The sequence below is a fragment of the Streptomyces sp. NPDC006516 genome (genome assembly GCF_040611875.1).
In the GTDB taxonomy this organism is placed as follows: Bacteria; Actinomycetota; Actinomycetes; order Streptomycetales; family Streptomycetaceae; genus Streptomyces.
The window spans coordinates 70,106-83,250 of the sequence record NZ_JBEXPD010000010.1 but is presented as its reverse complement, the minus strand read 5'-3'; the positions used below and the strand labels follow the sequence as shown (position 1 = coordinate 83,250).

Annotated in this window: 11 protein-coding genes; 3 read left to right on the top strand and 8 right to left on the bottom strand. The window is 71.6% G+C overall.

Annotated features, from left to right (window positions below; all coding sequences use genetic code 11):
- Positions 1–308 precede the first annotated feature (308 nt).
- Both ABZY45_RS24750 and ABZY45_RS24745 read right to left on the bottom strand, forming a co-directional pair.
- Positions 309–1,073 (bottom strand): NUDIX domain-containing protein, encoded by a 765-nt coding sequence (locus ABZY45_RS24750; protein ID WP_356743077.1) that lies wholly within the window; start codon positions 1,071–1,073, stop codon positions 309–311.
- Positions 1,074–1,230: 157 nt separating this feature from the next.
- On the bottom strand, positions 1,231–2,643 hold the full coding sequence (locus tag ABZY45_RS24745) for a DUF4192 domain-containing protein (protein ID WP_356743076.1): 1,413 nt from the start codon (positions 2,641–2,643) through the stop codon (positions 1,231–1,233).
- A gap of 110 nt (positions 2,644–2,753) precedes the next feature.
- Between ABZY45_RS24745 and ABZY45_RS24740 the strand changes: the two genes are divergently transcribed.
- Together ABZY45_RS24740 and ABZY45_RS24735 are read left to right on the top strand one after the other, a co-directional pair.
- On the top strand, positions 2,754–4,925 hold the full coding sequence (locus tag ABZY45_RS24740; protein ID WP_356743074.1) for a RecQ family ATP-dependent DNA helicase: 2,172 nt from the start codon (positions 2,754–2,756) through the stop codon (positions 4,923–4,925).
- Positions 4,926–5,141: 216 nt separating this feature from the next.
- The gene (locus tag ABZY45_RS24735) at positions 5,142–5,774 is read left to right on the top strand and encodes a hypothetical protein (protein ID WP_356743073.1); all 633 of its coding nucleotides are present in this window, start codon (positions 5,142–5,144) and stop codon (positions 5,772–5,774) included.
- 57 nt (positions 5,775–5,831) lie between these two features.
- On the opposite strand, the gene ABZY45_RS24730 is transcribed toward ABZY45_RS24735, so the two are convergent.
- The 6 genes from ABZY45_RS24730 to ABZY45_RS24705 all read right to left on the bottom strand — a co-directional run bounded on the left by ABZY45_RS24730 (position 5,832) and on the right by ABZY45_RS24705 (position 12,407).
- Positions 5,832–6,488, bottom strand: coding sequence for a hypothetical protein (locus tag ABZY45_RS24730; protein ID WP_356743384.1), 657 nt, complete (start codon positions 6,486–6,488; stop codon positions 5,832–5,834).
- A 58-nt stretch (positions 6,489–6,546) separates the two neighbouring features.
- The gene (locus ABZY45_RS24725) at positions 6,547–7,257 is read right to left on the bottom strand and encodes a ribonuclease HII (RefSeq protein WP_356743072.1); all 711 of its coding nucleotides are present in this window, start codon (positions 7,255–7,257) and stop codon (positions 6,547–6,549) included.
- 579 nt (positions 7,258–7,836) lie between these two features.
- Positions 7,837–9,744, bottom strand: a complete 1,908-nt coding sequence (locus ABZY45_RS24720) for a DUF4173 domain-containing protein (RefSeq protein ID WP_356743071.1) — start codon at positions 9,742–9,744, stop codon at positions 7,837–7,839.
- 321 nt (positions 9,745–10,065) lie between these two features.
- Entirely contained in the window at positions 10,066–10,980 is a 915-nt protein-coding gene (locus tag ABZY45_RS24715; RefSeq protein WP_356743069.1) for an ADP-ribosylglycohydrolase family protein, read from the bottom strand.
- 12 nt (positions 10,981–10,992) lie between these two features.
- The gene (locus ABZY45_RS24710) at positions 10,993–11,652 is read right to left on the bottom strand and encodes a histidine phosphatase family protein (RefSeq protein ID WP_356743068.1); all 660 of its coding nucleotides are present in this window, start codon (positions 11,650–11,652) and stop codon (positions 10,993–10,995) included.
- Between the two features lie 149 nt (positions 11,653–11,801).
- Positions 11,802–12,407, bottom strand: a complete 606-nt coding sequence (locus ABZY45_RS24705; protein WP_356743066.1) for a YdbC family protein — start codon at positions 12,405–12,407, stop codon at positions 11,802–11,804.
- A gap of 193 nt (positions 12,408–12,600) precedes the next feature.
- On the opposite strand from ABZY45_RS24705, the gene ABZY45_RS24700 reads away from it, so the two are divergent.
- Positions 12,601–13,131 (top strand): TerD family protein, encoded by a 531-nt coding sequence (locus tag ABZY45_RS24700; protein WP_356743064.1) that lies wholly within the window; start codon positions 12,601–12,603, stop codon positions 13,129–13,131.
- The last annotated feature ends 14 nt before the right edge of the window (positions 13,132–13,145 follow it).

The window sequence follows — 13,145 nt, the reverse complement described above, 5'->3', positions numbered from 1 at the left end:
GTGCACCGATGCCTCTGGGGCGCTCCGTGGGTTCGACGGCGAAGGGTGTGGGGCGCGCTTCTCCCGGCCCGACGCATCCGGGTCGGACCCAAGTGGGCCCCGACCCGGCTGCCGGCCCCGTTCCCGCCCGGGTGCCGGTCATGGTTCCGAGCCGCCCCAGGTAGCGAGCCCCAGGTTCGGCGTCGACCGCGGTCCGGGCCCGGCGGCAGCCCGCCCGGCTGGGGTCACGTACCCGGTGCGGCCGCCGACCCCGGCCGGATTCTCGGCGCCGTCCGGAGGGCCGGTCTCGTGGACCGGTGGACCAGGGGTCAGACTTCCGGTCGCAGCATCGGGGGGTTGAGCACCGTGGCCGCACCGGCTCGGAAGAGCTGGGCAGGGCGGCCACCCTGCCGCGTGGTCGTGCCGCCGGAGGGAACGAGGAAGCCGGGCGTGCCCGTCACCTTGCGGTGGAAGTTCCTGGGGTCCAGGACCACTCCCCACACCGCTTCGTAGACCCTCCGCAGCTCGCCGACAGTGAACTCCGGCGGACAGAAAGCCGTGGCCAGCGAGGAGTACTCGATCTTCGAGCGGGCTCGTTCCACCCCGTCGTCGAGGATCCTCGCGTGGTCGAAGGCCAGAGGCGTGGACTGCTCGCCGTCACGACCGAAATCACCCCCGGGCCCGAGCAGGTCTCCGACCGGTGCCCAGCGAGCGCTGTTCGCGTCACCACCCGCTCGCGGGGCCGGAAGATCGGGCGCCAGCGCGAGGTGCGCGACGCTGACGACCCGCATCCTGGGATCGCGGCCGGGGTCTCCGTAAGTCGCCAGTTGTTCGAGGTGAGCGCCGTTCCCCACAGCGGGGGCAGCCGGGTCGTGGGCGCAGAGGCCGGTCTCCTCGACCAGTTCGCGCGCTGCCGCCGCACCGAGGTCCTCATCGGTCCTGACGAATCCGCCGGGCAGTGCCCACCGGCCCTGGAACGGCGATTCACCACGGCGTACCACCAGCGCGCAGAGCGCGTGACGGCGCACCGTGAGGACAACCAGGTCGACGGTGACGGCGAAGGGCGGGAAGGTCGACGGGTCGTAGGGCGGCATGCCGAAATCATAGTCGTCTTCCTGACGATAAACACTCCCTTCGCGATGTTGGTTCCTGCCGCGCGACACCTGTTCGGCGTGTGATGCCCGGCCCTGGCCTCCACCCACCAGGCCGCCCGACGGCGGCGGGCCTCCTCCGCCCGGCGGAAGGACTTCGTCAGATGTGGCCCTCGGCGCTCTGATGCCCAAGGCGCCGGGTCTCCCGTGCCCGGCGCCTGGCCGTGGCAGAGCCCGGTCGAGGGGCCGCGACACGGGCGGGACGATCCGTCACCCGCCGCGGCCGCTTCGCGGCCCGGAGGCGCGCCCGTGGCCGATCGCTCCCCGTCTCCGGCCGCCCGGCGGTACGCGCCTGCCGGCCGGCAGCGCGCTCCTGCTTCCCCGCGGCGCGCTCCTGCCGTGGAGCAGCGGGCTCCTGAGCGCCGCTTCCGTGCCTCTCCCCTGCTTCGCGCGAGCCGCGTTCCTCGCGCAGACAGCGGCGCAGTGTCTCCGGGTCCAGGCCCTGGTTGCACGCCTGGTGCAGCAGTTGCGCGAACGTGTAGTGCGGGTCGGCCCGCAGGGCGAGCCCCAGGGCCACCCTGGCTGCGGACTCGTCGCCGGTGGACCACGAGACCCAGCCCGCCAGTGTGAGCGGAGCGGCTGAGTGTTCCACGTACGGCCCGACACACCGCCGGGCCAGCACTCGCCACAGCCTCAGCGCCGTTTCGGCCTCGCGGCCTTCCATCCATTCGGCGGCCCTGTCCCTGGTCTCCCGGTCCTGGAGGCCGAGGATCACGGCCGCGGCCTCCTCCGGGGTGACCAGGGCGTCGTCGGCCGCGTCCGATCCGGCGGCGCCGACGGGCGGGGCGCTTTCGAGGCGCCTCATGAGGACACGGGCGAGCGCCAGGGTCTCGCTCGCCACCTCGCCCCTCCCGTGGACGTCGAGGATGCGGGACACCAGCACGGCCCCCGCGGAGTCCAGCGCCCGTTCCTGCTCCTGCGCCTGCGCGGACTCCCCCGGTGCGAGTTGCGCCTCCATGTCCCGGAGCGTCCCGCGGACCTGGACCCCGGCGTACGCGGCCGCCGCTGCCATCACCGTGGTGCCCGGCAGGGCCAACGGGTTCCCCTCGACCGGGCAGCAGCGCGCATCGGGACAGCAGTAGGACCAGTACCGGCCGTCGGAGATGCAGAGCGCTTCGAGTACGGGAACGTCGAGCGCCCCGCACGCGGTGCGCAGGAGCTGTGCGAACGGCCTGAGCCGCTCCATGGTCTGCGAGGCGCTCTCCCCCTCGGCCGGGTCCTGGCACAGGAACACGACGATGGCGTCGGGACGGGCCTCACGCTTCTCGCTGCCGGCGACGAGGCACTGCGCAAGCTGGTCGGCCACCGGCGCCCACTCGCCGGGCGCACTCGGGATCCCCATCCTGAGGCGCCCGCCGAAACGGCCCCGCCCGCCGTGCAGGGCCACCATGACCACACTGTCGTTCGGATGGAACCCCATCAGGTACGGGAGCGCGTCGGCCAGCTCGGCGGGACCGCGCAGAGTGATCTGCTGTGTGTCGGACGAGCCGATCGATTCGTGGTGGTTGTTCATGGCATGACCGTCCCGCGAGACGCCGATTTCCGCGACCCCTGTGGATAACTTTGTCCACAGGGACAGCAGGGCCGTTCGCAGTTGTGGCAGGCATCAGGTTGCATGGGGGCATGACCAACGCAGACCGCGCAGAGCTCAGGGCCTCGGCCGACTCCGTACTCGCCCGCCTGGTCGGGGACGCCACGGGCGCCGCCCGGCTGCGCGAGGACCAGTGGCGGGCCATCGAGGCTCTCGTCGCGGACAAGCGCAGAGCGCTGGTCGTCCAGAGGACGGGCTGGGGCAAGTCGGCGGTGTACTTCGTCGCGACCTCACTGCTGCGTGCGCGGGGGAGCGGGCCGACGGTGATCGTCTCGCCTCTGCTGGCGCTGATGCGCAACCAGGTGGCAGCGGCGGCGAGAGCCGGTATCAGCGCACGCACGATCAACTCCTCCAACACCGAGGAGTGGGAGACCGTCCAGGCGGAGGTGGCCGCGGGAGAGGTGGATGTGCTCCTGGTCAGTCCGGAGCGGCTCAACAACCCGGATTTCCGGGATCAGGTGCTGCCTCAGCTGGCCGCGGCGACAGGACTGCTCGTGGTCGACGAGGCCCACTGCATCTCCGACTGGGGTCATGATTTCCGGCCGGATTACCGCCGGCTGCGGACCATGCTCGCCGATCTGCCCGCCGGCGTACCGGTGCTCGCAACGACGGCCACCGCCAACGCGCGCGTGACAGCGGACGTCGCGGAGCAGCTCGGCACAGGGGCGGGCACGGACGCGCTGGTCCTGCGGGGCGCGCTGGACCGCGAGAGCCTCAGTCTGAGCGTGCTGCAACTGCCCAACGCGGCGCACCGGCTGGCCTGGCTGGGCGATCACCTCGGGGAACTCCCGGGTTCCGGCATCATCTACACGCTCACGGTCGCGGCGGCCGAGGAGATCACCGCGTATCTCCGCCAGTGTGGCTATCCGGTCGCGTCCTACACCGGCCGGACCGAGAACGCCGACCGGCAGCAGGCCGAGGACGATCTGCTGGCCAACAGGGTCAAGGCTCTCGTGGCGACGTCGGCGCTCGGTATGGGATTCGACAAACCCGATCTCGGCTTCGTCGTGCATCTGGGTTCGCCGTCGTCCCCCATCGCCTATTACCAGCAGGTCGGCCGCGCGGGGCGTGGGGTGGACCATGCGGAGGTCCTGCTGCTCCCGGGGAAGGAGGACGAAGCCATCTGGCAGTACTTCGCCTCCGTGGCCTTCCCTCCGGAGGAGCAGGTGCGCCGCACCCTCGATGTCCTGGCGCAGGCCAGCCGGCCCCTCTCACTGCCCGCCATGGAACCGCTGGTGGATCTGCGGCGCACCCGTCTCGAGACGATGCTCAAGGTGCTGGACGTCGACGGCGCGGTGAAGCGGGTGAAGGGCGGCTGGATCTCCACGGGTGAACCCTGGGTCTACGACGCCGAGCGCTACGCATGGGTCGCGCGGCAGCGTGCCTCCGAGCAGCAGGCCATGCGCGACTACGCGTCAGGAACCGGGTGCCGCATGGAGTTCCTCCGGCGGCAGCTGGACGACGAGGAGGCCACCGCGTGCGGACGCTGTGACAACTGCGCCGGCCCGCGGTTCGACGACAAGGTCTCCACCACGGCCCTCGACGGCGCCCGGGGCGAGCTGGGCAGGCCCGGTGTCGAGGTGGAGCCGCGCAAGATGTGGCCCACGGGCCTGTCCGCTGTGGGGATCGACCTCAAGGGCCGTATCCCGGCAGGCGAAATCGCCCTGCCGGGACGGGCGCTCGGCCGCCTCTCGGACATCGGATGGGGCAACAGACTCCGTCCGCTCCTCGCGGCGCAGGCCCCGGACACCCCTGTACCCGACGACGTGACGAGCGCGGTGGTCACCGTCGTGAGCGACTGGGCGAAGGGACCCGGCGGCTGGGCATCGGGCGCCCCGGACGCCGCCCCGAGGCCGGTGGGGGTCGTCACGGTCGCCTCGCGCCGAAGGCCGCAGCTCGTCCATTCGCTCGGCAGCCGTATCGCGGAGATCGGCCGGATGCCCCTGCTGGGCACGGTCACCTACGCGCCCGGCAGCGAGGATCTGCGGATTTCGCAGACCAACAGCGCGCAGAGGGTGAAAGCGCTGCACGAGGCACTCGTCGTCGAACCCGATCTGGCGGATGCCCTCGCCTCCGCGAGAGGTCCCGTGCTGCTCGTGGACGATCTCTCCGACACCGGGTGGACTCTCGCCGTCGCCGCACGTCTGCTGCGCCGCGCCGGAGCTGAGGGGGTGTTTCCGCTGGTCCTTGCCGTCCAGGCATGACAGGTGGCTTCGTCCGGCGCCGAACGGGCAGGGATATCCGTACCATTCCGTCCGATTCCCGTCAGCCGCATCAATTGCTCGTTGCCGCCCGCCGGTACGACAGGAAGAATTGGAGTCGCTCCCCGCACGGTCTTTTCGCGGGCCCGAAAGGGCTGTGCCGCGGCGCGCCCTCACTCGACCCTGCCCGCACCGTGGGCGCGTAGCGAAGGGAGGACCGTGACCTTCGGATTCGCTCCGTCCGCAGCCACATCGCTGTCGGCATCCGCCGGCTCCGTCAACCACGTAGCCAGGATGCTCGAACCGGCCGAGTGGGCGGCGGCCGGGATACCACTGCTCCGCAGCCCACGTGAAGTCGTCAGCGGTCTCCATGCCCGGCACCGTCCGGCACCCGCCACCGCGGTCGTCGCCGTCCTCGACCATGAGGAACGCCTGACGGCCAGCGCCTCGTTCGCCCGTCGAGCCACGGTGGCCACGGACGGATGGGAGTTCCGCAATGCCCTGCTGGCGCATCTGCGCAGGGTGATCCCGCACGACCTGCGCCGCCGTACCCCGGTGCGTACAGCCGTCCTTCTCTACTGCCGTGAGGGCGACGAGCGCTGGACCGAGGAGGACGGTGCCTGGATGTGGGGGCTGCGGGACGCCTGCACACTGCACGGCCTGCGGTGCGGGGCCTACATCACCCTGACGCACGGCGGCTGGCAGGTCCTCGGCGAGGGCCGGGGCGGGCGCAGCCCCACGCTGTCGTCCACGCCTTCGGCTCTGGCCGACACCTCGGCCGACCACGATCCGGTTCCGTTGCGGACCGGTGGCGGCGCGGCGGACGCCCTGAGACGGACCGCCGCACGCTGAGGCAGACGTGGGCCCCGAGCGTCCTCATGGACGGCCGGGACCCACGCGAAATACAGCTCAGACGCCTGCGCCGAGCGCCGAGTTGACCTTCTGCGGGTCGCCGCAGACGATCAGCAGCGCGCCGGCGCGCTCACGTACGTCGGCCAGTGCGCGGGCCGACGTCTCGTCGAGGTCGCCATTGACCGCGACGACGATCACGGAACGCGAGGCGCAGCGGTCGGCGTTCGCCGTGCGGGCGAAGAAGACGTCGTCGCCCGCGTCGTGCTGGGCCCAGTACGCGGCCTCCCCGAAGGAGAGTTCGTGCGCGGCCCAGGGGTGCTGCTCGCCGGTGGTGAGCACCAGGATGTCGCCGGGTGCCCGTCCGGAGTCGAGCAGCAGGTCGACGGCCTCGTCGGCCGCGTCGATCGCGCCGCCCACCGGGGCCGGGATCAGCTGGAACTGTGCCGCGGCACCGTCACCCGGCAGCTGCCGGGCGGTCGGGGCCTTGGCGGCGGTCTGCACCGGAGCGGCGGGCACCGGGGGTGCGGGATGCGGGCGCTGTGCCGGGGGCGCGGGACGCGCGGGGCCTCGGCCCGGGTTTCCGGGACGCGGCGTGGCCGCGGAACGCGGACCAGGTACGGGACGGGGGGTCGGCGCGGTGCGGCCGGCGGCCGGAGTTACGCGGGGACCCTGGGCGCTCTCGGGAATCTGAGGCTCCTCGGGGATGAGAGGCATGAATGGGTTGTCTGTCACGGCCGGCGCGGTACGCCGACGGGTGGATGCGCCTGTGCGATCAGAAGTCGAAGCCGAGCTGGCCCCCGCTTTCCAGTGCAGCCGCCTCGGCGGAGAATCGGACCTTCTTCAGGTGCTGCCACCGGGGCAGCGCGTCGAGGTAGGACCAGCTGAGGCGGTGGTGGGGCGTAGGCCCCTGTTCCTCCAGCGCGGCCCGGTGCACGGGTGACGGATAGCCCGCGTTCGCGCCGAAGGCGAAGTCTTCGTACTGCCCTGTGTCGGCGCCCAGTTCGGCCATCATGGTGTCTCTGTGGACCTTGGCTATGACCGAGGCCGCCGCGACGGCGATGCAGGACTGGTCACCTTTGATCACCGTACGGACGTTCCAGGGCGCTCCGAGATAGTCGTGCTTCCCGTCGAGAATCACGGCGTCCGGACGCACGGGCAGTGCCTCCAGCGCCCTGACCGCCGCCAGACGCAGCGCCGCCGTCATGCCGAGGTCGTCGATCTCCAGCGGTGAGGCGTGCCCCAGACCGTAGGCCGTGACCCACTTCTCGAGCAGCGGGGCGAGTTCCGCCCGGCGCTTGGGGCTGATCAGCTTGGAGTCGGTCAGGCCCTCTGGAGGTCTGCGGAGACCGGTGACGGCCGCGCACACGGTGACGGGGCCGGCCCACGCTCCGCGTCCGACCTCGTCGACACCGGCGACGGTTCTGGCACCGGAGGTAGCGCGCAGTGAGCGCTCGACGGTGTGCGTGGGTGGTTCGTACGGCATGGCGCCTGCCAGGTTACGCCGATGGGCACGGCAAGAACACCCCGGGGCACCGTCCGGCGACCGGAGGCTCTTCCGGTCCTATCCGGGACATGGCGGGCTCGGGTCCGGCGGGGCGTGCCGGCCGCCCGAGAGGCAGCCGCAGGCCCCGTGAGCCGACAGGCCGGCCCCGGCCGCTCCACCGTCCCACGATTCGCTGTCGCACACGTCGGTGCGGCACGTCACCCTCGTGAGGTCGGGGCCGCACACCGTCGCAGCGGATCGGCTCCCGTCAGCACCCGACCCCGCCGAAGTGACCACCGACCGGTGCCACCCCCTGAACGGACACACCCCGGCACCGTCGGCCGCAGGACCTGAAGCACCCGCGCGGATGCACCACCCGCACGCGTTCCGCCTCACGCGCATCGCAGTCGTGAACCCGGCCCGGCGCTCGGCTCCTCCTCGGCCGACTTGCATGGAACGCCGGGGAGTTACCGGCCGGCCGCCGTCGGCCATCACGACGGCCCTCCCCGAAGCGCGGCAGGCGGGCAGACGTTCGGGGTGTCGGGCCACAAACGGGAGTCGCGTCATGGACGGGACGACTCAGTACGGGTCGTAGGAGTCCTCCTCCTCGTAACCGTCGCGCTCGTCGGCCTCCCGGCCGACGCCGTAGCAGTCGGTCCCGTCCTCACGCGGAGGGTTCTTCTCCAGGATGTCCCTGGCTCGGGTCTCGCCCCAGCTGGAGGAGTACCAGGGAGCGTCCTCCACGGCGAAGTCACGCTGGAAGTTCTTCAGCGCACAGGACCGCAGTGGTTCCGGCAACTCGTTCAGGGCGGGTACGGCATCGGCCGAGAGCCCCTTGAGGTACTGGATGTCTATGGTCCTGTCGCTCTGGTACCGCTGGACGTTCTGCTCAGCGATCCGCCCGTCGGGCGACACCAGCCCGAAGGCGAGGACTCCCACGGCGGCGCTGACCGCGACGGCGCGGGGCAGCATCCTGGCACCGAAGACACCTGCCGCGAGGATGAGCACCAGGACGACACCGAGCCAGAGTTCCACGGCCGCCACCGAGATCCGCAGCCTGGTGAGCCCGAACGCGTCCACGTACAGGTCCATGCGGCGCAGCGCGGAGGCCACGACCACCAGTGTGAGTGCGCACAGGACGCCGAGCACGCCCCGGACCAGCGTGCGGTCACGGGGGCCGCCGCGCGGCGCCCAGCGCAGAGCGAGGGCGATGACGAGCAGGGTCAGGACGGTGGCCCAGAGGAGCTGCCAGAAGCCCTGGCGGGCGTAGGCGCTGGGCGTCAGGCCCGTCTCCTCCAGCACCTTGTCGTACCCGCCGAGGAGCACGACGAGCTGAAGTGCGATGAACGCCGCGAAGAGCAGGTTGAGCACGATCAGCGGCAGGGCCCACTCCGCCCGGCCCCTGGCCTTGCCCGGCCGGACGCTGATGCGGTCCCACCGCACCGGGGCGGCAGCGGTGTAGGCGGCCGCGAGTGCTCCGACGAGTCCGAGCACGAAGAGGAAGACACGCCACGGGCTGTCGCCGACCGACACATCGGGGGTCAGGCTGCCCAGCAGATCGGCGAAGGCGGCGTCCGCGCTGGCGAAGAGGGTGCCGAAGACGACGAGCAGTACGACTGCCACCGCCGAGGTGCGCACCACAGTGCGCACACGGCCTTTGGAGTCGTCCGCACGGGCGCGCACTCCACGCCATCCCCAGCGCATGCCTGCCGCGATCGAGGGGAACAGTCCCACCGATCCCAGCAGCACTCCCGGCCAGCTGCGGCTGCCGTGGAGGGCGAGCGAGCCGAGGGCCAGGGCGGACACGACGGCGAGGAACACGGGCCAGCCCGCGTCGCGGAGAGCCGGGATCGCCAGGAGCGCGAGGCCGCCCACCGCCCATACAGCGGTCCAGGGCCGCAGCCTGCGCCCCGCCGCGCGCGCGGCGAAGTACGCCGCGAGAGCGGCCGGCACGGCCACGATCAAAAGGTTCACCCCCAGGCCGTCGCCGAGCAGCAGTCCGCTGAGGAGCGCCGTGGCGAGCACCGACCAGAGCGTCGCAGCGTCGATCGCGGGCGGGGCGGGCGGCCGCAGCCGGGACAGCAGGCTGGGCGGTTGCTGCTGTGCCCGTCGCTGCCAGACGTCCGGCGGGGGCGGTGCCTGGAGGTAGGCGGGCACCTTCGGCACGTCCGGGCCGGGATACTGCGGCGGCACGGCTGAGGCAGGCGCCTGCGCGGACGCGCTCCGTGCCTTCGCGCGGCCGGCATTCTCAGGAGCGGCCTCCCCGCCGGAGCCGGGCGAGCCGCCGGGCGTACCCGCCCCGGCGGCGTCGACGGACCCGGACGACGCCTTGCGCTCAGGCACCTCGGACCCGGGCGCCTCGGCGGCCTCAGGCGCGGACGCCTTCGGCACAGAATCCTCAGGCGCGGACGCCTCGGATGCCTTGGACACAGACACCTCAGGCACGGACGCCTCGGGCTCGGAAGCCTCGGGCTGCTGATCGGACATGGGACCCCTCCCCACCCGGGGCCGCTCGCACGGCCACATCGCGGCGCGCCGGCCCCGGAGTCTTTAAGGCGCACACCCACCAAGATCGCTGGGGGCGGCGTGGCCGAAGCGTAAGTCCCCTCCGGGCTCTTCGGCCGGTCGGGGCCGCCCCTGTGGCAGGACCGTGACAGTAGACATGACAAAGCAGAGCAGCGGGCGACCGTCGGCGGAGCAGAGGTCCTTCCCAGCGGCCGGGAGAGCGGTGCAGCCAGGCCCTGAGCAGCCCCGCCCCATCAGCGGCAACGTCACCGAGGCCGGTCCGGGACCGCCGCCCGTCGTACGTCAGCGACTCGCGCGAGCGAGCGGGACCCACTCCGGCAGTTCCTCCGTGCGAACCAACCAGTCCGCAGGGGGTGCGCCACCCGCACCGGAGGCAACGATGCCGCCGACGATCGCGCAGGTGGTGTCCACGTCACCGCCCGCCTGCGCCGTCACCCAGAAGGCCTCCTCGAAGTCACCGAGACTCCGGGCGGCCGACCAGAGGGCGAACGGCACGGTGTCGTGCGCGCTCGTACGCCGGCCGTTGCCGAGCACCGCGGCGACCGTCCCCGCGTCCCGGTAGTCCAGCATGTCGCGCGCACGGCGCAGGCCGGCCCCGACCGCGCTGCGCGGGACGAGCGCGACGACGCCGTCGAGCAGGTCCTCCGGCGTGGGCGGTCCTTCCGGCGCGGCGACGAGCGCCGCGGCTGCCGCGACGGCCATGGCGCCCACGACGGCTTCGCGGTGCTGGTGGGTGGTGTAGGAGGAGATCTCGGCCTGATGCGTGGCCTGCTCCGGATCGTGGGCGTACCAGGCGCCCAGCGGTGCGATGCGCATCGCCGAGCCGTTTCCCCAGGACCCCTGGCCCTGGAAGAGCGCCGACGCCAGCTCACGCCAGTCGCCGCCCTCCCTCACCAGCCGGAGCAGCCGGTTCACTGCGGGCCCGTAGCCGCGGTCGAAGTCATGGTGGTGGGCGAAGGACTGCGCGAGGGCGTCCTGGTCGACGCGCTCGTGCGTGGCCAGCACGGCGAGCACGGAGCACGCCATCTCGGTGTCGTCGGTCCACTGCCAGGTACCGGGCGGCAGAGCCCGGTCCTTGAGCAGCGGGTAGTTGGCCGGTACGAAGAACTGGGAGCCCAGGGCATCGCCCACGGACAGTCCACGCAGGCTGGCCAGAGCGCGTTCGAAGCGCCGGTCGGAAGCGGAGTCAGCGGTCATCGCCCTGCCACTCTATCCGGTGATGCCGTACGGCTCAGGGGTCCGCCACCGCTCGAAGGGCCGGTCGAGCGTGTAGCGGCCGTTCTCGCCGAGCAGCAGGGTCCTGGATTCGCCGTTTCCAGGGTTGGAGAGCGATTCGAACTCCGCCACCGACCAGTGGAACCACCGCATGCAGAAGAGCCTCATCGTGAGGCCGTGGGTGACCAGCAGGACGTTCTCCGGATGGTCGGCGGCCTCGAAGCTGCGGTGAAGGCTCTCCAGGAACGCGTCGACCCTGTCGTACACGTCCGCCCCCGACTCACCCTGGGCGAAGCGGTAGAAGAAGTGGCCGTAGGCGTCCCGATACGCCTTCTGCAGCCTGACGTCGTCCCGGTCCTGCCAGTTGCCCCAGTCCTGCTCCCGCAGCCGGGGCTCCTCCCTGACCCGGACGCGCGCGAGATCGAGACCGAAGGCCCTGAACGTCTCGTGGGTACGCCGGTAGGGCGAGATGTACACGCTGACCCGTTCGTCCCCGAACTGCTCGCGCAGGAGGGCGCCCGTCTCCCCTGCCTGGCGCAGGCCCTTCGCCGTGAGCCTCAGCGCGTGGTCGGGCTCACGTTCGTAGACCGAGTCGTCGACATTGCCCTCGGACTCACCGTGCCGGACGAGAACGATGCGTTGCGGTCGTGCCATGTACCGACCCTAGTTGCCGTACGGCCGGATCGAGCAATTGTGCGGACTCCATCGGGTGTATGTGACCGAGAGAACCGCGGGTCCGCGTGCGGCAGGCAGGCGTCCCCGCGGGGACGATGGCAAGGGCGTGTGTCAGACCGTGGCGTGCGTCAGACCGTCCACGACGGTTCCAGCTGGACCACGTCGCCCGTGAGGGTCTCGACGTCCCTCTCGGTCTCCGCACGCGCCGAGAGCCGGGCGATGCTCTCGGGCCGGTACTTGCCCCGCTCCGCGCTCGACTGCCACATCGACAGCACCAGGAACTCGTGCCCCGGCGCTTCCCCGAACACTCCGCGCAGCATCCCTGGGGATCCGGCCATGGCCGGGTTCCACACCCTCTGCTGTATGAGGGCGAAGTGGTCCACGCGGTCCTCGTACACACGGCTGTGCGCCACCCTCACCACGTCCGCGTCGGTGAAGTGGGGCTCGAATCCGGTCTTCACGTCGAAGCGGTATTCGAAGAGCTTGACCCGCATGTCCTTGTACATGCCGGACTGCCCGGCGGCCAGCCGGTCGTGTCCACTGGCCATGAAGGAGTCGTAGAACACCCGGTTCTCCCAGAAGGCGAACACGTGGGCCACGTCGGGCTGCCCTCGGCTCCACCCGCCGCCCTGCCCGCGGAATCCGGGCTCGTCGAGCAGCCCCGCCCACTTCCGCTGCCCCCGCTCGAAACCGCGGCGGTCCACCACGGTGCAGCGAATCCACTTGACCAGCACTGCGCCATCGTACGGCGCCCCGCGTGGCGCGGGTCACGCTCCGGGCGGTCGGCGGCGGTCGACCGCTCAACCCCGGCCATGCCGTGGCCCGAAAGCGACGCCGGACACCAACGCGGTTGGAATCACCGACAGTTACGGACATGATCTGAGGGTGGAAGAGGCCAGTCGGCCCGGCAGCGAGGAGGGACGTCCGGTGAGCACTCCCAACAAGGACATCGAGAAGGTGGAAGTGCGGGTCAAGTGGGATCCGAGCCCTGCCGGTGAACCCGCCAACGATCTCGACATCATCGCGGCCACCTACGGGGCGGACGCGCCCTACGGCAGCCCCGCCTACCTCGTGCACTTCGACAGCAGGTCCCCGGACGGAACGATCACGCTGAACCGGGACAGCCGGACGGGGCAGGGCTACGGCTTCGACGAGGTCATGACGCTCGAACTCGACCGGCTGTCGGACGCGTACGCCCGGGTCGTGGTCGGCGTCGCCATCCAGCAGCGTGACGGTCACAAGACTTTCGGTCAGATAGAGCACACCGCCGTACAGATCCGGGAGGGCTACACCAGCCTCGCGGAGGACGACTTCTCCGCCGTTGCCACCGCCACCGCCGCGGTCGTCGCCGAGTTCGTACGGGATGCCGCGGGGTCCTGGGCCTTTCGCGCGGCCGTGCGCGGCTTCGACGGCGACCCCGGTTCGTTCGCCGCCATGATGGGAAACGCCGCCGGCTGACAGGCGGCGGGCGA